The following is a 21,409-nucleotide window of genomic DNA, read 5'->3' on the forward strand; positions in this document are numbered from 1 at the left end:
ATGTGTCTTTCGTTATCCTTGAAGCAGAATAGTTTTGCCCAAATGAGTTTTAGAACTCTCTGCTTTCATCGATCGCCATCCTGATTACTCCCTAGGGGTACAAACCGTTTATCAATGAAGAAGGCCATGAGCCGCAACAGGTTGAGCAGGTCTTGCAGATCCGTTCCTAGCTGACCTTCATGCTGGAGTGCCCAGTCTTCCCATTGATTGCAACACCGACAAAGCTGCTCAATCAGTTCTGAAGGGATGTCTTTTTCGCGGCGATTGGCAATGCTAGCGATCGCCTTCTCAATGACCCGCTCTTTGCTCAACCAACAATGTTGGGGCAACTCTGTCACGAGTCGGTACAGCAGCGGACTCACATCGTCATTTGCTTGCTCAAGTAGTCGGCCCCAGGCCTCTAGCAGTTCACCCTTCAACACTGCTTCGAGGACATTGCCAGACCCATAGAGCACCCGGAAACAGAGGCCATCTTTGCCGGGGAGTTTTTTCGCCCGTTCCTTTTCGGCTTGCCAGAGGTTTTCTAGAACCGTGGGCAGAGGAACACTCTTGTAGGCAATGACCACGCCCATACTCATTGTTGCCCCTTTGCCCATCGTAAACAGGCGACGCATGCCCAGCCACTTAGCCGCTGTACTGTCCTGAACCGTTTGCCAGTAGTCGCCGTGGGGTTCAAACTCCCCGGCTGGATCCGTACCGCCGCACCATGCTTGGCGTAGGAGATGAATCACCGAGAGGGCATCCTCTAGGGGCAAGACGGCCATGACATCATCGCCACCGCTATAGACCACACGGCCACAGTGACGTTGCTCCACTAAGTAGGGCACCAGACGATTCGAGAAATCTAACAGGGCACGGTTGAGTCCCACATGGGTGGCAGGTCCCATGCGTTTGGGGGTCTGGTTGAGCAGTGTTTGCCACTCATCAGGGTTTTTGATGTAGCTCTTTCTTTGCTGAATGTCTTGAATAATGTTCGTAGCAACATACTCACGATACTTCTTCAGGTTGCGACCGCGGACGTAGTTGCCCATGCTGTCGCCATCGGCCAAGAGGATACACCACCAGTCAGCAGGGGAGCGATCGCCCCAACCCACTCGTTTTTGTGTCTGATTCACCGCCCTCCGAAGTTCGGCCAGCTCCTGTTTACTGTCAAGACCTAAGGCTTCTGCCAACCACTTGGCCGAGAACATGACACCGTTGTAATTCTCTAGCCCGGCATCTACTTGGGGAATCTGGGTTGGGCGGCAAGTGGTGCTGTTAAAGCGAGCGTGAGCGGCAGTAAATTCTTGGTTCAATTCTCGCCAATACCGCTTGACCTGATCGGGATACTTCACCATAAAGCGAGCGGCAGCGATACTGCTGGCATTGGGAAAGCGCACCAAGTTTTCATAGTCCTCCTCAGGGCACGCAACTCCCAAAGACTCAGCGACACCGCCATGTTTCCATGCCATTCGCTTGGTGACTTCAATCGCATTCAAGCGCTCACTGCCATTAAATAGCCCCGGAAAGGCTTGGCTCATCACATACCAAAACAGGCGCAGGGAACTCACTGGCAGGCCATGCCCCTCGCGAAAGGGATCGCGGTACAGGAGATTGGGGTGCAGGGCACTGTAGGCCCCAGAAATCGAGGAGCGCTCACCCGGCGAAGCGGGAAACTGCCAGCTGCGAGTGTTTTTGACAGCGGAGAGAGCCGAACCAAGGCGTTGTTGCAGCAATGGCCACCATGTACCCACGTTAATCGTGGCATACACCTTTTCCTCAACCTGAGTGGGCAGGGGATCCTCGGCTTTTGCTAACGTGGTTTGGGCGGTTTTCCAAGTTGGGTAGGTAGATGCTCCACGCTGGCAAGTTAGAGGTTGGGTTGGCTCCCCAAGGGGCAAAGCGATCCAGTAGCTTTCCCAAAAGTTTTCCAGTTGGGCTTGCCAAAGGGCATTCCACTCCCAGCGTCCTCCCTGCTGCCAACTGAGAAACTCTTTCTTTAACTCCTCTTGCTCTGCCGCAGGAAACTGTGTATCAATCCACGCTTCAATGTGAGCAATCCAGTGACAATCTTCATAGCCACTCCGTACCTTGGTTTTGATGGCTTCGCGCACATTTTTGCCAAGGTTGAGCCATGTTTCCCGCAAATGGTCTTGAAGCTCTTTGCCAATCGTGTCTTTGTCTTGTTCAGGAATGAGTGCCGTAATCACGTTGGGAAAACCCGCTGTCACCAAGCTGGAGGACGGCTGCCCTTGTGCCTCAACTGGTTTGGGGATACCAAATTCCGCAAAGTAGGGTTCAAAGTCTGGGTATTTTTGCAGCAGAAACGCATCAATGATCGTTTGGTTGTAGAGATTGGGGGTAATCACAACATCAGGGCCATAGCGTTCAGCAAGGAACCAGCAGGCCTTGGCACTTAGGTAGTGGAGTAGATAGGAGCCTGACCAAAAGTCCAGCAGCTTGCGTGAGGATTTAATGAATTCCTGCACGGGGGAAAAGGAAAACATCAACAGCCATGGGTGCTGCGGTTTATCCCCATTGCTGGCGTTTCGGGGAAAGAGGGTACCGGCAAGGGCAGCGGTAATCGAGGTGTGGGCTTCGAGGGGGCAGTCGGGAATGCGCGTGTCTGAGGGTAACAGCAAGACATCTTTGGCATAGACCGCTTGATCTTTGATGCGGCGATCGCCAGCAATGGCTTCGCCATAAAATCGCCAAAACCACCAGAAGACCTTTTCAGCATCGGTTTCTTGGCGAATCTTGCTCCAGATGGACTGCGCCTCAATTTCAGCTAAATTCTCATCGCTGAGACTCCCTGCAAAGGCAAAGTTCAAATCACTTTTGGCACCAGTAATCGGGTGGCGAATTTCCACTTGGGTGATATTTGCAGTGGTTGTTGGGGGGGTGCTCATGCCGCGCTGAAAGCTTAGGCGATCGCTGGCCGAGGCAATATGGTCTGCCGTAACACCGCCGTGCTGCTTCCACCAATTTTCCAAATCCTGGGCATGTTGATTCAGGCAAGACACCTGTTGCCATGCGCCTTTGAGAGCTTTGTTGCCGTACAACGCCTTGAGGTAGGGGTCGTGGAGGAGGGCAAAGAGTTTGCGTTCGTAGTACATGGATGGCCTTCCTAGAACAATTGACTCCACTGCGAATCGGCGACCGTGCGCCTTGGGCGATCGCAGCTAATGTTTTATCCAGTGTCGTGAGTTGGGATATGCAGTGGAAGCAAAATAAAAATTCTTTTGTAATATTTAACAGTTTTTTCTACTAGCTATAAGAATTGAAACATTTGGGTCTTGCTTCCGAGAGATCTGTCAAGTTGCCTCCAACCCTGATGCTTTCGTTGAATCCCTTAGCGTTTCTCAGGAAGCGGGTTTGAGCATTTTCTAGTATTTCAGATGAAAATGACAATCCCTACCTAGGGGCGGAGCATTCAGAAGCTCCCCACTGGCCTCAAACCCTGATTTTAAGGGGACTCACTGCAAACTAACCTAGAAGCGATCGCCCGCCTCAAGAACTTTTTCAAGTTCGTCTGCCACCTCAAGAACCACGCGGATACTGGTGTAAAGGGCTTCGGGGTCACAGTCAGCAGCAACCTTCGTACAAAATACAGCGATATACCTATTGTCAGCAAGGGGACGCAACTCCCAAGCGCCAATTTTCTTATTGGCATTTTCAATTAACAGATAATTGGCTATCTCTTGGTCAAGAAAGCCCTCGCAACTGTAGCCCACAGACCAGACATCCCGAATTTCATAGCTTCCCAGCTGCTGGGTTTTGGAGTCAATAAAGGCCTGTTGCGTTCGACCGTTGGATAGCTCAAAGACAACGCGGTAATCACCATCCTCATCCACTTGATAGCGGATTCCCAGGCGATCCAAAACGCGACTGACACGGACATCTGCTTCGACTCGCCGCTGACCAAACATCTTGAGATTCTCACTATAGGGGTGATTTGTGTCATTGATAATACAGGTTAACTGATCGGGTTTTGATCGCCACAGGGAGGGTTTTACGAATGTTCATATGTGCGGCAGGGACGCGGGCATGGTATTGTGGCTAAGTAGCTCAAAATTCCCACTTTCTGCGAGGGGGCTCGCTGACCCAAGTTAGCCAAAGGGATGCCATGTTGTCAAAGGGCTTTGAGGTTGAACTCTACACGGGTAAGCCCACGGGCGAGATTGTGGGACTGTCGGATCGCATTGTGAGGGACTTAGCGGGGTTTGTGCGTGAACCCGATAGCCGCAATGTTGAATTTACAACCCCGCCGGTCTTTCTATATGACCAAGCCCTCTGTGACTTGCTGCGTCCTCGCTTTCGGCTGCGCGCTTATTTGCAATCCCTAGGGGATTTAACGCTGGTTCCCGGTAGCACCCTGAGTCTAGGGGACAGTCAACGCTTTTATCGCTCTGACCCCCAGAATCCCTATCACACCTACATTGAGCAAACCTATGGCACAAGGGTTGTCACCGCCAGTGTCCACATCAACATTGGCCTGCGGGATCCAGAAGAGTTGATCCGTGCCTGTCGGCTAGTGCGGCTGGAGGCGTCCCTGTTTCTGGCGCTCAGTGCTGCGTCGCCGTTTCTTGATGGCAAGGTAACGGGCTATCACTCCACCCGTTGGGCAATCTTTCCGAAGACCCCACCGCAAGTGCCCCTATTTACTAGCCATGCCCACTTCATTGAGTGGACAGAGCAGCAACTCCAACTCGGCACGATGCAAAATGTGCGGCACTTGTGGAGTGCTGTGCGCCCCAATGGCGATCGCCGACCCTATGATCTCAACCGCCTTGAACTGCGAATTTGTGATCTAGTTACGGATGCCATTTCCCTACTGGCGATGACCGCCCTTCTAGAGGCGCGGCTCCTGCAATTGCTAGATACCCCTGATCTTGACCCCCTGCGGTGGGGGGATGGCGATATGTTGGCACAACTGGCAGACAACAATGAGCAGCTCGCCGCAAAAAGTAGTTTAGAGGCGGTATTAACCCACTGGCGCGATCGCCGGCAACTAACGGCAGCCGCTTGGGTAGCCGAACTCTACGAAGAGGTTTGGCCAATCGCCAAGGCACAGGGCTTTAGCTGCTTTCTAGCACCGATTAAGAAAATCCTGCGACAGGGAAACACCGCCCAGCAATGGCTGGCTCAATATGCAGCGGGGCAATCGATCCCTGAGATTATGGCCACCGCCGTACAGGAAATGGCCGCTACGGAACAGGAATTTGCCGATCAACTCTGTCAACCAGTGGCGGCAGTGCGGGGCTAGGCATGGCGCATTTGTTCATTAGCACCGGCGAAGTCTCTGGGGATTTGCAGGGCGCCCTGTTGGTCAAGGCACTCTATCGCCTCGCAGCAGAGCGGGGGATTCCCTTAGAAATTTCTGCCCTTGGGGGCGATCGCATGGCCGCTGCGGGGGCAAAGTTGCTCTTTAATACCGGAGGAATTGGCTCCGTGGGGCTACTAGAAGCCCTGCCATTGATCAAGCCAACGATCGCGCTCCAACTCAAGGCTCGCCGCTATTTACGGCAGCATCCCCCTGATTTAGTGGTTTTAATTGACTACATTGGTGGCAATGTCGCCATGGGGCGGTTTATCCGCAAACATTTTTCTATTCCCATGGTTTACTACATCGCTCCCCAAGAGTGGGTCTGGTCCCATAGTTTGAAGGCCACTCGGCAAATTGTTGCCCTCAGCGATCGCCTGATTGCCATTTTTCCAGAAGAAGCCACCTATTACCGCCGTCATGGTGCCAATGTGGTCTGGGTGGGGCATCCCCTCTTGGATCGCATTGCGGCGGCTCCCAGTCGCGAAGTGGCACGCCAAAGTTTGGGCATTGCTGCCGATGAGCTGGCGATTGCCCTCTTGCCCTTGTCCCGCAAACAGGAAATCAAGTCCCTCTTGCCTCTAATTTTGGGGGCTGCCACAAATATCGCCAAAGCCTATCCCCACGCCCGCTTTTGGTTACCCGTTTCGCTGCGGCAGTATCGCCCAGCCATTGAAGCAGTTCTCAAGGAATATCCCATTCGCGTCACATTGGCAGAAGACTCCCTGCAAGTTCTAGCGGCCGCAGATCTGGCGATCGCTAAATCCGGCACGGTGAATTTAGAAACCGCGCTGTTGAATGTGCCTCAAGTCGTGATCTACCGCGTTCATCCCCTCAGTTTGTGGCTTTATCGGCGTTTCCTGAAGTTTGAGCTCAAATTTGTCTCTCCCCCCAATTTACTCGTGAATAGAGACATCGTTCCCGAACTCCTGCAGGAACGAGCCACCGTTGCCAACATTACTGCCGCTGCCCTTGAGTTGCTCGATCAGCCTGAGAAACGCCTCGCGATGCAGGCAGGCTATGCCGAAATGCGGGCTGCGATGGGCACCCCCGGCGTGGTCGATCGCGCTGCCACCGAGATTCTTGATCTGCTGAGCAACAAAAAAGTGCAGGATCCGCTGTCCCGCACTTAGGGAAGTCATGAACTCCTTTAGAGCTTTAGAGCGTTGCCAAGTTTAATGGGTTACTGCTGGGGTTTCATGGGGCGATTGCCCGGCCGCCGCTGCTGCATTTGGGCGGCCAAGGCTTGCCGTTGTTGCGGTGTGAGAATGTTCCGCATCGCTAGCATACTTTCAAAGCGCAGGGAAGCCAGTTGACTTTCCAGTTGGCGCACCTGTTGGTACTTGCTGCGGATTTGCTCCTCCGAGGCATTGCCACTCATCATCTGCCGCAGTTCTGTCTTGGCGGTGCGCAGTTGGTTGCGGGTTTGCTCCATTTGGCCTTGGTATTGTTGCTGCACGGCTTGCAAACGTTGCCGCTGTTCAGGTGTGAGGTTTAGGTTGTCCAGATTGGCTCCCCAGCGAGGTCCGCCATAACCGGGGTCAGCGACGCTCGGGGGAGCGATCGCCAGTAGGGGGCTGAGGCTACCACATATAAGAAGCGTGGCTAAAGATTTTTTCAACATAGCTGTGTTCTCCTTTGTCAAAACTCAACTTGTCAAAACTCAACAAAGAGTAAAAGTAGGGTGGACAGAATCTAGTCGAAGATGGCGGGTTCTGCGTCCTGAAACATTGCTTGCCAATTGGTGGTGATGAAGATAGCCACTGCATCCGGGGACGTCTGCTTTGCCACTTGAGTTGAGGGTTTGAGGAACCACACACTGGTGGCGGTGGCGATCGCCCCAGCCCCCAAAAGAGACACGATTTGCCAGCGTCGCTTACTCAGTTGATGTTGATGCAGAGCCGCTTGGACAATGCGCTGCTCCAAATGGGGGTGGGGTGGCGGGGGCGTCCCTGCATAGGCTTGTAAAAACTTAACCAAATTTGTATCCTCCACAGGTGGGGGTTCACGTTTCATAAAGTGATTCCAGCCTCCGTAAAGTAAGTCCGCAATGTGCCTCGGGCACGAAAGAGGCGGGATTTCACTGTACCCACGGGAATCCGCAGAATTTCAGCAATTTCTTTTTGGGGCAAGCCCTGCAGATCATGCATGACCAAAACACTGCGGTACTCCAAGGGCAGTGTGGCTAAACCGCGCTGAACTAAATCTTCGTAATGCAATTGTCGTAAATCCAGTCCAGGGGTGAGTGGCTCACTTTGAGACAGGTATTGCTGATGTCGCGATTTGCGCGTTGCCAGTTGACGGCGATAGTCGCAAGCCACATTCCAGGCAATCCGATAGAGCCATGTTGAAAACTTTGCCTCATGTTTGAGACCCTTTAGCCCCTTCCATGCCCGCAAGAAAACCTCCTGCACTAAATCATCAAGGGCAACCGCACCGCACAACTGAAACAGGAGCGATCGCACCCGTTGCTGATGCCGTTGATAGAGTTCCCGAAACCCATTTGGGTGTCCGGAAAGGCACTGCTCAATAATCCGCCGATCGGGATCGATCACTTGGGGTCGGGTCACGATAGCCGTTGATGCCGTTGCCGCTGATAGGGGTAAAGATACACTCATGCGAGGTATCACTCCATTAACGTAATCATCTATTCAGACGGGGCATCGAAAAGAGCGGTTCAAGACCCTTGGCACCACGGTTCGCTAGAATTTGGTAAACAATTGCGGCTACTGGCTGGACTATACTAAACGTCGGATGCTCTGACAGGGAACTGATCGTGAATATCGCTGAAATTTTTAACCGTGGTGGCTTGGCCATGTGGCCACTACTGATTCTCTCGATCTTGACCTTAGGCACCATTTTTGAGCGGCTTTGGTTTTGGAGCATTGTTCTCCGAGGAGAGACGAAACTGGCCGAGCAGATTCTGGATGCCGCTCGCCACGATTGGCAAGAAGCCATTGAATTAGCAGCCAATGCCTGTGATCAACCCATTGGTCGTTTTCTCTACACCCCCTTACAACTGATTGATACCAACCCAGAAATCTTTCGCCTAGCCCTAGAAGCTGCGGCTGATGAGGAGCTGAGTGCCATGCGGCGGGGAGAAAAGGTCTTGGAAGCAACGATTACGATGGCACCTCTACTGGGTTTGTTGGGAACGGTGTTAGGTCTGATTAGTGCCCTCAGTTCTATTCGCTTGGGGGATATTGGCACACCTGCAACCATGGGCGTGGGTCTCGGAATTAGTGAGGCCTTGATTAGTACCGCCTCTGGCCTGGTGGTGGCAATCATTGCCCTTGCCTTTCAGCGGCTCTTTCAAGCGTTTCTCTTGCAGCAGGCACAAATTTTTCGCCGCACCGGCAATGAATTAGAACTCACCTATCGCCAAGCATGGCTAGAGCAGCGGATCAAAGGAGAACCTGAAAAAACATTGTTCTAACTCAAGCTATTTTTGCCCCTTTGACAATTCTGAAGGGGAAAATCCTACGGGTAGGGGGAACCAAAATCGTTATAATCGCTGTTGAGATTTCATTAGCGAGGCATCATGCGCGTTTACGTGTTGCTCTACAACCCGGGGACTGAAAATGAGGGCATTCATTCTCTGCAACTGGGCGATCGCAACCTGATTCTGATGTTTGAAAGCGAAGACGATGCCAGTCGCTATGCCATGCTTTTAGAGGCACAGGATTTTCATCCCCCCAGCGTTGTCCCCATTGATGCCAAGGAAATTGAAGAATTTTGCGAATCCTCAGGCTACACCTGTCACTTGGTTCCCGAAGGATTTGTGCCGACAAACGATGCTGAGCGTCTTTTCTTGGCACCCCCTGAACGCAATGTCGAAGAAACCGACTGGGAACTAGAAAATCGCGTGCCCCCCGCTGCTGAGAGTGAGTTCTCCGAAAGTGAACTGAATCAGTTGCGCCAACAACTTGAAAAGCTGCTGTAGATGGTGCGGGTCTGTGCCTGTCTAATTGTCAAAAATGAGGCAGCCCATTTGGCACGCTGTCTGGGCAGTGTCCAGCCTTGGGTAGATGAGATCGTTGTGGTAGATACTGGGTCAACGGATGAGACGATCGCGATCGCCCGCCAGTTTACAGAGCGCATTTTTACCTTCCCTTGGCAGGATGATTTTGCCGCTGCCCGCAATTACTCTCTAGAGCAGGCCACGGGCGATTGGATTTTAGTGATTGATGCTGATGAGGTGCTCGTGACCTTGCGGGAGCCGCCTGTGCCCCTCGGCCAACAACTGGAGGGCAGCACTTTCAGTGCTTATCAACTCCTACGACGGGAAATCGGCACGGGGCAGCAATTTTCTGACTTTGCCATTGTGCGACTCTTTCGCAACCTGCCGACGCTGCGCTATCAGGGACGCTTCCATGAGCAGTTGGTTTCGACAGCCGCAGAACCGCTGACCATTGGTACTCTGGAAACGCTGCGCATTGACCACTATGGCTATCAACCCGCACAAATTCAAGCCAAGATGCGCGATCGCAACATCCCGATTTTGGAACGCATCCGCGCCAGTGAAGGTCTGCCTTTGAATCTCCTCTTTGCCTTGGCGGATATGTACCACGCTGTGAATAACCCCACGGCTGCGGATGACTGCTACCAAGAACTTTTTGAGCGGCTCTTGCCCCATCTCCTCACCAGCCAACTGCCTGAGAATGCCCCTGGCGCCCTGCCCGAAATTCTGAATCAACTGGGGCGGCGTCTGCTGGCTATGGGGGATCACGAAACATTGCAACTCCTCTGTCAGCAAAGTCTGGTGTGGTTTCCCACCTATCCTCCCCTCAATGATTTGGCCGGGCGCTGGCTGATGGCCTTGGGATTCCCCTTGGGAGCAACGGCCTACTTTGAGTACTGCCTTGAACTGGGGCGCACCAATGGCTACAGTAAACAGATGATTTTTCCCCTAGGCTATGTGCGGGAGATTGCAGCCGAACAACTAGGGCGTGCCTATGAAACCTTGGGCGATCGCGAGCGGGCGGCGGCGGCCTTTGCCCAAGCAACAGCTTTTCGCCAAGAAAGGGGCAATCACCAATAGAAAATAAAAAAAGTGCCGCTGTTAGCAACGGCACCGCAGTTTGGGTTTCGGTGATCCAACCTTAGGCAAATTGCTGCCACTCTTCTTCCAGCAGACTGATGAGATCTTCATTGCCCTGACTCCGAGCCACTTGCAGCCGCCGCTCAAGAGTTTTCAGAATTGCATGGCGATGGGCTTCGGCCAAGGAGTCACGCTTACGCTGGGGAAGTACTGAAGGGGCAGTACTCGTCGTCGGAGCGCTTGTGGTAACTGGTGTACCGTTCGTTTGGTAGGTCACCCCCCGCCAGCAGAGGACATGATTGGGTTGAGGAACCGGTTCAGCCGCTTTGTGCCCTACCCATTGCGCCCTCCGGTAGAGACCCTTGGCGCCCGATTCAACAAGGGGAATGTGCTGCTCAGAAGTTTCGTATTTAACGCCGCGATAGATTACTTGCATAATTAAATCAAGGCTTCTAGGTGAATACTATTGACTCGTTATCAAGCTTTAGGTGGTCTGCGTTAGGAAACAACTTGCTTTTAACTTTCTGTATTCTATTATACGATTTTTCGATCTTCATTGGGTAGAAGCCGGTTTTTTTAACAAATCTTTAGCCCTCCCACAGTCCTCCTATGAACGTGTTGTCACTCCCCGCCAATGCCAGTCACCTTCTAAGGACGTTGCGTCCGGGCCAACGGGAAATTAGTGAATGGCAAGGGGGTCTCTTGGCGGTATCGGCAGTGCCCGGAGCAGGCAAATCCCATGGCATGGCCGTAGGAGCCGCGATCGCCATCGCTCGCGAAAAACTCCATCAGCAGCGGCAACTGGTCGTAGTCACCTATAGTCGTTCGGCAGCGGCCAATATCAAGGTGCGGATTCGCCAGTACCTGCGGGAAGTGGGCTTGCCCCGCAATGGTTTTAGTGTGCAGACGCTCCACAGTTTGGCCTTGAAAATTGCCACCAGTCACCCCACAGCGGGTCTGCGTTGGAGTGGCGAGAATTTAATGAGTGAGCATGAGCAGCGACGCCTGTGTGTTACCTGTGTTAAGGAATGGGCGCGATCGCACCCCGATATTCTCGAGCAACTGATCCAAGGCTGCGATACCAGTCCCCTGAGTGACGTTGAACACGATGGTCGCAGAAGTGCGCTTTTGACTGACATCTTGGTGAAGTTGGCACAAACCGTTATTAGCAGTGCCCGCAGTATGGCGTTGACGCCCCATGATCTGCGGCAGTTGTCCCAGCAGTTGCGCTCCCAAAGTGCAGCCGCAGCAGAACCCTACCCCTTTTTAGAAATTGGTGCCGACCTTTTGGAACTGTACCAGCACCATTTAGCGCAGCGAGAGAAAATTGACTATGATGAGATGATTTTGGCAGCGGTACAACTCCTAGAGGGCGATCGCCAGTGCCGCCAAGAATGGCAACAGCGGGTGTATGCCGTCTTTGAGGATGAGGCGCAGGACTCGACCCCCTTGCAATCGCGGTTACTGCGACTTCTCGCCGAGGACAACACCACAGGGCAAGTGAATTTTGTGCGGGTGGGGGATCCCAATCAAGCCATTAACTCCACATTTACGGCGGCAGACCCTCTCTTTTTTAATGAATTCTGTGACCAATGTGCCCAGCAGCAGGCCTTCTATAAAATGACCCAAGCGGGGCGATCCACCCCATTGGTCATTCGATCGGCCAACTTTTTAGTGAACTGGGTCAATCATGCCCTCAAAGGCCAAGAACTGCCCTTTCGATCCCAAGCAATTCAGCCCGTCTCACCGACGGATCCGCAACCGGGGGCGAACCCACCCCCTTGGGGAGAAGGGGTAGAAATTGCCCGACCAGCAACCGTTTTCGAGACCGTGCGCGAGCTAGCAGCACGTATTTCTGAGGTTTTAGCAGAGTATCCTGAGGCCTCAATTGCGGTACTGGTGCGTACCAACCGCCAAGGGGAATTTGTCGCGGATCTGTTGCGATCGCCCGCTAGCTTCAGCATTAATACCGACCTTGCCGCCCAGGGGATTCCGATTCTCGATGTATCGGGCATTGAACGGCGATCGCAGGTGCCCAAGGAATTGCTGGACATTCTTTATTTTCTCCACTGTCCCTATTCTCCCGAAGCGGTCAAAGCAGCCCTGACTGTTCTTCAGGAGCGCAAACGCATTTCTGTCCAAAATTTGGATCGCTTAGCCGCCCAGCCAGAGGTGTTTCTCTACCCTGGTCCTTTAGACCCCCCTGCCGAGGAACCGGTACTCAAGGCACGGCACTACTGTCAACGTCTCCTCAAAGCCCGCCTAGAGCTATCTCTATTTCCTTTGATCACGTACTGCGCTCAGGAATTGGGCTATGATGCCGCTGAATTGGCCACCAGCGATCGCCTGATCTGCCACTTGGCACAGCAGGAACCAACGCAACTGTGGGAGCGTATCCATCCCCGTTGGCAGGAGTTGGTGGCGACGGATCGCTTTGACGCTGTTGAGATGGAAGACCTCCATAGCCGCTTAGTGCGATTGGGGCAAGTGACGATTATGACGATGCATCGCGCCAAGGGTCTGGATTGGGATGCCGTTTTTGTTCCCTTCTTAGAGGCAAGAACCCTCCCCGGTGAGAGCTGGGTGGCGGCCAATGCCAAGTTCCTCAGTCCAGAGGTGGATTTTACGGATGTGGTGCGATCGCAACTGCGAGCCTATGGCCATCGGCAACCCCTTCCCAATTGGCAAACCGCCTATCAAAAAGCCACAGAGGCCAAAGTTGCCGAGGAATACCGCCTGCTTTACGTGGCCATGACCCGTGCTAAGCGTTTACTGTGGCTCGCCGCCGCCCACCAAGCCCCCTTTAACTGGCAGACCTTTGACTGGCGAGGGTTTTATCAACTGCAAGACAGTGACCCTTGTCCTTTCTTACCTGCCCTAGAGCAGAAGCTAAAGAAACATGCCAAGGCTACTCGCGGCGATCGCTAAGGCTATCACGCCCCGGCAAGCGTTCCATGGCTGCCAAGACGGCCCGTTCTGCTGCCAGAATATCCCGCTCCGCGCCCCCCAAAAAGAGACGGCCAAAGCTGCCCACGGCTGAAATCTGCAAGATATTAATGAGTGCTGCCTTTTCAGCTTCATTGGCGGCCAGTGCGGCATAGGCGGCAGGTTCCACTTCAAACACATAGAGGGTTTGCCCCGCCAAAATCATATTGCCCCGCCGCGAACGGTTAATTAGTTGGGTGTGGTGGGCATCAATATTGCGAATGACTTGACTCGAAATCACCCGTGGCCGCAAGCAATCCTGTACCCGAGCGCCAATGGCATCTAAAATTGCTTGCCCTGCTGCGCGTACTTCCCCCTGATTGCCCGAATGCACCTCCAATAGTCCGTAGAGTCGCTCGATAAACAAAACTCCCGGCCGCACCACCGCAGACTTCAAGGCAATATCCAAAAGGCGATTGACATCAATCCCCGGTGAAATCTCCACCCAGAGGGAGCAATCCCCCGGCAAAGGCAAAAACCCTTGAGCCACGGTTCCCAAGTAGGCCGCGTGTTGCGGTTGAATCGAGTCGAGATAGACATAACTGCGCAGATCAACGCCCAAGGTGGTGGATTCCTAACGCGCCAGTACCCATGATCGCCGAAAATGCCCTAGGACAATAGCCATTGCAGGCGTGGATCCGTAAAGTCCTCAATGCAGACCTCTGCTCCTGCGGCTTGCAGTGCCGTTTCCGATTGCGTTGTTAACACTCCCCAGCAGAGCATCCCTGCCCGCACCGCTGCCATCACCCCTGCCACGGCATCCTCAAAGACAAGACAATGCTGCGGCAACACCTGCAACCGCTCCGCCACTAGGAGATAGCATTCTGGATCGGGCTTGCCCCGCTGCACATCCTGCTCCATCACCACCGTATCGAAAAAGTTGCCCACCCCCTCGCAGGAGAGCACCAATTCCACATTGGCAGCACAGGCCGAGGTGCCTAAGCCCAAGCGATAGCCTTTTTCTTTAGCACTTTTGAGAAAGGGCAATAGCCCCAGCAACAGTTCCAAATGGGGTGCCAGCAGTTCCCGAAAGACAGCCTCTTTGCCCGCGCCCCAGCGTTCGACTTCCGCTTCAGTGACCGATCGCCCCAAGAGTTCTGGCAGGAGTTCGGCATTGCGTTTACCCCCCATTTGCCGCAACTGTTCCAAGTTAATCTGCTGCCGCAGTTCAGGGGTGCGATCGACATAGACCCGCCAAGCTTCAAGGTGGTAGGGCATAGTATGGCAGATGACCCCATCCATATCAAAAATCAGGGCACGCTGCGAGGGTTCAACGGCAAGAAACTGGGAAAAATTAGCCATTGGCGAAAAATTTGGGCATCAGCAAGTGTAGTCTATCGTCTTTTGAGACTAAAGAGGCTGGCTAATCGATCAATCGAATTTTGCTGCAGGCTAGTCCCCAAAATCTCAATTAAAATACGGGCAACCACACCTGCAAAAAAATGAGTCAACATCTACAGTAGGAGTACAGCCCTTTATCTAAGCTATAGGGTACGTCAAGGGACGTTGATCCTGTTTAAGAGTGGATTTGACGGTTCTGGGTCTGTTCCATCTTTTGGGAAGAGGGCTGTAAATTGGCATACAAAAACACGCCAAAGTGGACGTGTTAAGATGAGTGTTACCAGCACGCAGGAGCCATTAGGGGAAGGGTCATGTTTGAACGGTTTACAGAAAAAGCCATTAAAGTCATCATGCTGGCACAGGAAGAGGCTCGCCGCCTCGGCCACAACTTTGTCGGTACCGAACAAATTCTCCTCGGATTGATTGGTGAAGGCACCGGTGTGGCTGCGAAGGTGCTACGTTCCATGGGGGTGAACCTCAAGGATGCCCGCATCGAAGTGGAAAAAATTATTGGCCGTGGGTCTGGTTTTGTGGCGGTGGAGATTCCCTTTACCCCCCGTGCCAAGCGAGTGTTGGAACTCTCCCTCGAAGAAGCCCGCCAACTGGGACACAACTATATTGGTACTGAGCACCTTCTTTTGGGTCTGATTCGCGAAGGGGAAGGGGTAGCAGCACGGGTTCTTGAAAATCTCGGCGTTGACCTGTCGAAAGTGCGCACCCAAGTGATTCGCATGCTGGGTGAAACCGCCGAAGTGGCTGCCGGTGCCAGCCAAGGGCGTACCAAAACACCGACGCTGGACGAATTTGGTGCCAACCTCACCCAGATGGCCATTGATGGCAAGCTAGATCCCGTGGTGGGTCGGCAAAAAGAAATTGAGCGGGTGATTCAAATCCTTGGCCGCCGCACCAAAAATAACCCTGTGCTGATCGGTGAACCGGGGGTAGGTAAAACCGCTATTGCTGAAGGCCTTGCCCAACGCATTGCCAATAAAGATGTCCCCGATATTCTGGAAGACAAGCGGGTGGTCACCCTCGATATTGGCCTGTTGGTGGCGGGCACGAAGTACCGCGGTGAGTTTGAAGAGCGGCTGAAGAAGATCATGGATGAGATCCGCCAAGCCGGTAATGTGATCTTGGTGATTGACGAGGTACACACGTTGATTGGGGCTGGGGCCGCTGAGGGTGCCATTGATGCGGCGAATATCCTCAAACCCGCCTTGGCTCGTGGTGAGTTGCAGTGCATTGGTGCCACCACGTTGGATGAGTACCGCAAACACATTGAGCGGGATGCTGCCTTGGAGCGCCGCTTCCAACCGGTGATGGTGGGTGAACCCTCCGTTGAGGAAACCATTGAGATCCTCTACGGCCTGCGGGAACGCTACGAGAAGCACCACAAGCTGAAAATTTCCGATGAAGCCCTTGAGGCGGCAGCGAAGCTGTCTGATCGCTACATTAGCGATCGCTACCTGCCCGACAAAGCCATTGACCTCATTGACGAAGCTGGCTCACGGGTGCGCCTGATTAACTCGCAACTACCGCCTGCGGCCAAGGAATTGGATCGCGAATTGCGGCAAGTGCTCAAAGAAAAAGATGATGCTGTGCGTGCCCAAAACTTTGACAAAGCGGGTGAATTGCGCGATCGCGAGATGGAACTGAAAGCGCAAATCCGTGCCATTGCCCAGCAGAAAAAATCCGAAAGCGCCAATGGTGAAGAGGAAACCCCCGTCGTTACCGAAGAGGACATTGCCCACATTGTTGCCTCTTGGACAGGTGTGCCTGTCAGCAAGCTCACCGAAAGCGAATCGGAAAAACTGCTGCACATGGAGGAGACCCTGCACCAGCGGGTCATTGGCCAAGATGAAGCGGTGAAAGCCATCTCCCGTGCCATTCGCCGTGCCCGTGTCGGTCTAAAAAACCCCAACCGTCCCATTGCTAGCTTTATCTTCTCTGGGCCAACCGGTGTGGGTAAAACCGAGCTAACGAAAGCCTTGGCCGCCTACTTCTTTGGTTCTGAAGAGGCGATGATCCGCTTGGATATGTCCGAGTACATGGAGCGGCATACCGTCTCCAAGCTCATTGGTTCGCCCCCTGGCTATGTCGGCTACAACGAGGGCGGTCAACTGACCGAAGCCGTGCGGCGGCGTCCCTACACGGTGGTGCTCTTTGACGAAATCGAGAAAGCCCATCCCGATGTCTTTAACCTGCTGCTGCAAATCCTTGAGGATGGTCGCCTCACTGACTCTAAGGGGCGTACCGTTGACTTCAAGAACACCCTCTTGATCATGACCTCGAACATTGGCTCGAAGGTGATTGAGAAAGGCGCTGGCGGTCTTGGCTTTGAGTTTGGCACTGAGGATGCTGCTGAATCGCAATACAATCGCATTCGGTCCTTGGTGAATGAGGAACTGAAGCAGTACTTCCGTCCAGAGTTCCTCAACCGCGTGGATGAGATTATTGTCTTCCGCCAGCTGACCAAAGACGAGGTCAAGCAAATTGCTGACATCCTCTTGAAGGAGGTCTTCTCACGCCTGACCGAGAAAGGAATCACCCTAGAAGTGACGGATCGCTTCAAGGAGCGACTCATTGAAGAAGGCTACAATCCCAGCTACGGTGCGCGACCCCTGCGGCGGGCCATTATGCGCCTCTTAGAGGACACCTTGGCTGAGGAAATGCTCTCTGGCCGTATTCGTGAAGGGGATACTGCCCTCATTGATGTGGATGAATCAGGTCAAGTGAAGATCCAAGCTCAACCTCGGCGTGAGCTACTGCCCCAAGCGGTTGAGTAGGGTATTGACTTCCTATGCCAGACACACCGCAAGAGGTTTATGGGGACTCCCTCAGCTCCCGAGCGCTGGATCACGACTGGCGCACCATTTATCCCTTGGGTGCTTACCAAATCCACGGTCTGGCATGGGTCGATCCCCAAGCCCTGTGGCTACGTCAATTGCCCCGTTTGCCCTTTTGCCAAGCAACCCTTGGCGCCAGTTTTTTGGCCTTGGACCGGGTACGGGGCTTTATTTTGCTCATCAATGGCGAAAATGACCACAGTGAGATTCTCAATCCCTACGATCTAGAGCCATTTCTCGATGCCGATGGCCTCTGTCTCCATCGCGAAACCCTCTGGTTTTGCCGGGACACATGGCTCTATCGCTGTCATCTGCCTGACTGGCATGTAGAAAAGGTGTTGGCGTGCCGCTATCCCATTTACGGTGTGGCGGTGGATGACACAGGCATCTATGTGGCCTGTCAAAAATCGGGTTACATTCACTGTTTTGACGAGACGGGTCGAGAGCAGTATCGCCTCAGTGCGCCGGGCATTGGCTGTGAAAATTTAGCCCTTAAGGATGGCTATCTGTGGGTGAGCGATCGCTTAGAGCAATCCATCTATTGTCTCGATCGCCAGAGTGGCCGTGTTGAATGGGTGGCCTTGACGCCCTTTGCCCAGCCAACGGCGTTTACCTTTGATGCGACGGGGCGACTGTGGGTGGCCTATGGCGGCGAAGAACCCTATTTGCGGGATAATCCCAACAACCGCGAAGCCCCCCTCGAAATTGATCATCGCGATATTTGCCTGATTCATCCTCTGCTCTATCAGACCCACAAAGAGCAGCATTATACGGTCTCCAATGGCTATCTGATTGAGATGGCCTACGTGGAGGAAATGTCTCCCCTTGATGCGCTGCACCTAGATAACCTAGAGTGGCGAATTGCTCTGCCCGCCAATTCCCTGCGCCAAAAATTGCTGCGGGTTGAACCCGTCGGTACCCCCTTTCACTTGGAAACCGTGGGTGATCAGCAGGTGGCGGTGTTTGATTTTCCTGAAGTGCGTCCCTACGAAGCCCGTCTTTTTGGTTGGCGTGCTTGGCTAGAAGTGAGAGGTATCAAGTACCATCTCAGCTTTGACGACATTGATGAGACGCTACCGCTGCCACCAGAATTTGCAGCACAGTATCTAGTGGATAACGATGAGTTGGCGATGGATCAACCCATTGTCCAGGAGGCGGCACGGCAAGCTGTGGGCACAGAGACCAATATCCTGCGTAAGATGCTCAAGATTCGTAACTATGTGTACGATCGCCTGAGCTATGCCATGCGACCCACGATTGAAACCCCCGATTTGGTTTTGAAACGGGGAACGGGGTCTTGTGGTGAGTACGTGGGGGTGCTCCTTGCCTTGGCGCGATTAAATGGCATTGCCTGCCGTACGGTGGGTCGCTACAAATGTCCCCCCCATCCCCAAAAGCGGGGTATTCCCCTCCAACCCACCTATAACCACGTTTGGTTGGAGTTTTATGTGCCGGGGGTTGGCTGGTTGCCCATGGAGTCCAATCCCGATGATGTCGTAGAGCGCGGCCCTTATCCAACGCGGTTCTTTATGGCACTGCCTTGGTACCACGTGGAAGCGGGTAAAGGGATTCGCTTTGAGAGCATGAATTATCGCGATCGCGGGCTACGCCTTGGAGATTTAGCCCTCAATCATGTGCGCTTTACCATTCATAGTGAGCTGCCCCCAATTGCCTAAACAGTTCTAAGACAGGAGCACTCGCAGTAATCCCAAAGGAGCCGGCTGCCAATCGCCGCGCCAATCCAAAAGCTGTACTAACACCAAGTAGCCAATTCCCAATAACAGGGAAATGACACCGGTGACGATCGCCACCCATTTGCCCGATGACCGTTGAGACACCCTGAGCCTCCTATTCATTCTTGAGTCGCAATACTGCCATAAAGGCCTCTTGGGGGACATCCACCCGCCCGATCGCCTTCATCCGTTTTTTACCCGCTTTTTGTTTTTCGAGGAGCTTGCGTTTACGGGTCACATCGCCGCCGTAGCACTTGGCCAAGACATCTTTGCGTAAGGCGGGAATACTTTCACTGGCAATCACCCGTGAGCCAATGGCCGCTTGAATGGGAATTTTGAACTGGTGGCGTGGGATCAAATCCTTGAGTTTGCTGACAAGGGCACGTCCCACATAGTAGGCCTTATCGCGGTGAACAATCGCTGCCAAGGAATCCACTGGGTCGTTATTGATCAGGATATCCAGTTTCACCAGATCATTAGGACGGTAGCCAATCAGGTGGTATTCCATACTGGCATAGCCCCGCGATCGCGACTTCATTTCATCGAAAAAGTCCGTCACAATTTCCGCCAAGGGCATTTCATAGACCAAGGTGGTGCGCCCTTGGGTGAGGTAGCGCATATCCTTAAAGATGCCCCGCCGCGACTGCGCCAATTCCATCAGCGTTCCCACATAGGTTTCGGGGGTAATCATTTCCAGTTGAACGTAGGGTTCCTCAATTTTTTCGCGGTATTGGGGTTCCGGTAGCAGGCTGGGGTTATCAATCGTCAGCACTTCCCCTTTGATGGTGGTGACGCGATAGACCACCGAAGGGGCAGTAATGATTAAGTCCAGATTGTATTCCCGCTCTAGCCGCTCTTGGATAATTTCCATGTGCAGCAGCCCCAAAAAGCCACAGCGGAACCCAAAGCCCATGGCACTGGAGGTTTCCGGCTCGTAGTGGAGCGAAGCATCGTTGAGCTTCAATTTTTCAAGGGCTTCCCGCAGATCCTCAAACTGATCGGCATCGGTGGGAAAAAGACCACAAAAGACCATCGGTTTGGCCTCGGTGTAACCCGGAAGAGGTTCCTTGGCTGGGTTTTGTGCCAATGTAATCGTGTCGCCGACACGGGCATCGCCAACGGCTTTAATGGCGGCTGCGAGGTAGCCCACTTCCCCGGCATGGAGACTGTCCACGGGTTTTTGGTTGGGGGCGAGGACGCCGAGTTCATCAATTTCGTATTCTTTGCCAGAGGCCATCAAGCGAATGCGATCGCCCTTGCGAACCACACCATCCATGACCCGAAAATAGACAATCACCCCTCGGTAGGCATCGTAGTAGCTATCAAAAATCAATGCCCGCAGGGGTTGATCTACCGTATCGCGGGGGGGTGGCACCAAATGCACAATCGATTCCAGAATTTCCTCAATGCCAATCCCTTCCTTGGCAGACGCTAGAACCGCTTGGGAGCAGTCGAGGCCAATAATCTCTTCAATTTCGGCCTTCACGCGATCGGGCTCGGCGCCGGGTAGGTCAATTTTGTTGAGGACCGGAATAATCTCTAAATTATGCTCCAATGCCAGATAGACATTGGCCAGTGTTTGCGCTTCTACCCCTTGGGAGGCATCCACAACGAGGAGTGCCCCTTCACAGGCAGCCAGCGATCGCGACACCTCATAGGAAAAATCCACGTGGCCGGGGGTGTCAATCAAATTCAAAATATATGTTTCGCCATCGCGACTGGTGTAGGTCATGCGGGCAGCTTGCAGCTTAATCGTAATTCCTCGCTCCCGCTCCAGCTCCATATTGTCAAGAAACTGTTCCTTCATTTCACGGGGATCCACCGTGCCTGTAAATTGCAGCAGGCGATCGGCAAGGGTCGATTTGCCGTGATCAATGTGGGCAATGATCGAGAAATTGCGAATGTGGGAAACGGGGACGTCGGTCATACCAGCGAGGGCAACCTTAACAAAATGAAAAACTCCTTTCTTGATTCTAAGCGTCCCTGTCCGATTGTGCTGAGAATTCAGTGGTAGGATAGAAATTAACTGCCGGGATGTAGCGCAGCTTGGTAGCGCATCTGCTTTGGGAGCAGAGGGTCGCAGGTTCAAATCCTGTCATCCCGATTCGGAACCGTAAACCTAGAACGATTGTTGCCCATACAATCCTGCGGTAGATTAACC

The 21,409-nt window shown here is 53.3% G+C and carries 18 protein-coding genes and 1 tRNA gene; 9 read left to right on the forward strand and 10 right to left on the reverse strand.

Translation table 11 applies throughout. The features are described from left to right. Positions 1-65: 65 nt before the first annotated feature. Positions 66-3,095 (reverse strand): type III-B CRISPR-associated protein Cas10/Cmr2, encoded by a 3,030-nt coding sequence (gene cas10, locus RHJ31_RS00480; protein ID WP_302676961.1) that lies wholly within the window; start codon positions 3,093-3,095, stop codon positions 66-68. Between the two features lie 375 nt (positions 3,096-3,470). Continuing rightward, positions 3,471-3,908, reverse strand: a complete 438-nt coding sequence (locus RHJ31_RS00485; RefSeq protein ID WP_206200602.1) for a hypothetical protein — start codon at positions 3,906-3,908, stop codon at positions 3,471-3,473. Between the two features lie 197 nt (positions 3,909-4,105). Here RHJ31_RS00485 and gshA point away from each other — a divergent pair, with 197 nt between their 5' ends. Together gshA and lpxB are read left to right on the forward strand one after the other, a co-directional pair. Continuing rightward, on the forward strand, positions 4,106-5,245 hold the full coding sequence (gene gshA, locus RHJ31_RS00490; RefSeq protein WP_302676962.1) for a glutamate--cysteine ligase: 1,140 nt from the start codon (positions 4,106-4,108) through the stop codon (positions 5,243-5,245). A gap of 2 nt (positions 5,246-5,247) precedes the next feature. Continuing rightward, the gene (gene lpxB, locus RHJ31_RS00495) at positions 5,248-6,435 is read left to right on the forward strand and encodes a lipid-A-disaccharide synthase (RefSeq protein WP_302676963.1); all 1,188 of its coding nucleotides are present in this window, start codon (positions 5,248-5,250) and stop codon (positions 6,433-6,435) included. Between the two features lie 50 nt (positions 6,436-6,485). Here lpxB and RHJ31_RS00500 read toward each other — a convergent pair whose 3' ends face one another. From RHJ31_RS00500 to RHJ31_RS00510, 3 genes are all read right to left on the reverse strand, one after another. After that, positions 6,486-6,926, reverse strand: coding sequence for a Spy/CpxP family protein refolding chaperone (locus RHJ31_RS00500; RefSeq protein ID WP_302676964.1), 441 nt, complete (start codon positions 6,924-6,926; stop codon positions 6,486-6,488). Positions 6,927-6,997: 71 nt separating this feature from the next. Then, positions 6,998-7,318 (reverse strand): hypothetical protein, encoded by a 321-nt coding sequence (locus tag RHJ31_RS00505; protein ID WP_302676965.1) that lies wholly within the window; start codon positions 7,316-7,318, stop codon positions 6,998-7,000. Then, the gene (locus RHJ31_RS00510) at positions 7,315-7,920 is read right to left on the reverse strand and encodes a sigma-70 family RNA polymerase sigma factor (RefSeq protein ID WP_302676966.1); all 606 of its coding nucleotides are present in this window, start codon (positions 7,918-7,920) and stop codon (positions 7,315-7,317) included. The genes RHJ31_RS00505 and RHJ31_RS00510 overlap by 4 nt, the downstream gene beginning before the upstream one ends. Before the next feature lie 158 nt (positions 7,921-8,078). Between RHJ31_RS00510 and RHJ31_RS00515 the strand changes: the two genes are divergently transcribed. The 3 genes from RHJ31_RS00515 (at position 8,079) to RHJ31_RS00525 (ending at position 10,343) form a co-directional block, all read left to right on the forward strand. Continuing rightward, entirely contained in the window at positions 8,079-8,738 is a 660-nt protein-coding gene (locus RHJ31_RS00515; RefSeq protein ID WP_206200607.1) for a MotA/TolQ/ExbB proton channel family protein, read from the forward strand. Positions 8,739-8,843: 105 nt separating this feature from the next. Further along, positions 8,844-9,245 carry a DUF3110 domain-containing protein gene (locus tag RHJ31_RS00520; RefSeq protein WP_206200608.1) on the forward strand — a complete coding sequence of 134 codons (402 nt, stop codon included), beginning with the start codon at positions 8,844-8,846 and terminating at the stop codon, positions 9,243-9,245. Next, entirely contained in the window at positions 9,246-10,343 is a 1,098-nt protein-coding gene (locus RHJ31_RS00525) for a glycosyltransferase family 2 protein (protein WP_302676967.1), read from the forward strand. A gap of 61 nt (positions 10,344-10,404) precedes the next feature. Here RHJ31_RS00525 and RHJ31_RS00530 read toward each other — a convergent pair whose 3' ends face one another. Continuing rightward, positions 10,405-10,779 carry a DUF4278 domain-containing protein gene (locus RHJ31_RS00530; RefSeq protein WP_302676968.1) on the reverse strand — a complete coding sequence of 125 codons (375 nt, stop codon included), beginning with the start codon at positions 10,777-10,779 and terminating at the stop codon, positions 10,405-10,407. Positions 10,780-10,952: 173 nt separating this feature from the next. On the opposite strand from RHJ31_RS00530, the gene RHJ31_RS00535 reads away from it, so the two are divergent. Beyond that, positions 10,953-13,271, forward strand: coding sequence for an ATP-dependent helicase (locus RHJ31_RS00535; RefSeq protein ID WP_302676969.1), 2,319 nt, complete (start codon positions 10,953-10,955; stop codon positions 13,269-13,271). Here RHJ31_RS00535 and RHJ31_RS00540 read toward each other — a convergent pair. After that, a complete protein-coding gene (locus RHJ31_RS00540; protein ID WP_149817184.1) occupies positions 13,252-13,890 on the reverse strand; it encodes a hypothetical protein in 639 nt (212 codons plus the stop codon). The genes RHJ31_RS00535 and RHJ31_RS00540 overlap by 20 nt on opposite strands. Positions 13,891-13,937: 47 nt before the next feature. Next, positions 13,938-14,630, reverse strand: a complete 693-nt coding sequence (locus tag RHJ31_RS00545; protein ID WP_302676970.1) for an HAD family phosphatase — start codon at positions 14,628-14,630, stop codon at positions 13,938-13,940. A 350-nt stretch (positions 14,631-14,980) separates the two neighbouring features. On the opposite strand from RHJ31_RS00545, the gene RHJ31_RS00550 reads away from it, so the two are divergent. Together RHJ31_RS00550 and RHJ31_RS00555 are read left to right on the forward strand one after the other, a co-directional pair. Further along, on the forward strand, positions 14,981-17,455 hold the full coding sequence (locus tag RHJ31_RS00550) for an ATP-dependent Clp protease ATP-binding subunit (protein ID WP_149817189.1): 2,475 nt from the start codon (positions 14,981-14,983) through the stop codon (positions 17,453-17,455). Positions 17,456-17,469: 14 nt separating this feature from the next. Next, positions 17,470-19,191, forward strand: a complete 1,722-nt coding sequence (locus RHJ31_RS00555; RefSeq protein WP_302676971.1) for a transglutaminase domain-containing protein — start codon at positions 17,470-17,472, stop codon at positions 19,189-19,191. 6 nt (positions 19,192-19,197) lie between these two features. Here the strand turns inward: RHJ31_RS00555 and RHJ31_RS00560 are convergent, their stop codons facing one another. After that, positions 19,198-19,353, reverse strand: a complete 156-nt coding sequence (locus RHJ31_RS00560; RefSeq protein WP_206201713.1) for a hypothetical protein — start codon at positions 19,351-19,353, stop codon at positions 19,198-19,200. 10 nt (positions 19,354-19,363) lie between these two features. Next, on the reverse strand, positions 19,364-21,175 hold the full coding sequence (gene lepA / locus RHJ31_RS00565) for a translation elongation factor 4 (RefSeq protein ID WP_181496686.1): 1,812 nt from the start codon (positions 21,173-21,175) through the stop codon (positions 19,364-19,366). Positions 21,176-21,278: 103 nt separating this feature from the next. Here lepA and RHJ31_RS00570 point away from each other — a divergent pair. After that, a tRNA-Pro gene (locus RHJ31_RS00570) sits at positions 21,279-21,352 on the forward strand. The last annotated feature ends 57 nt before the right edge of the window (positions 21,353-21,409 follow it).

Origin of the sequence: Thermosynechococcus sp. JY1331, from assembly GCF_031583475.1 — a bacterium.
Taxonomy (GTDB): Bacteria; Cyanobacteriota; Cyanobacteriia; order Thermosynechococcales; family Thermosynechococcaceae; genus Thermosynechococcus.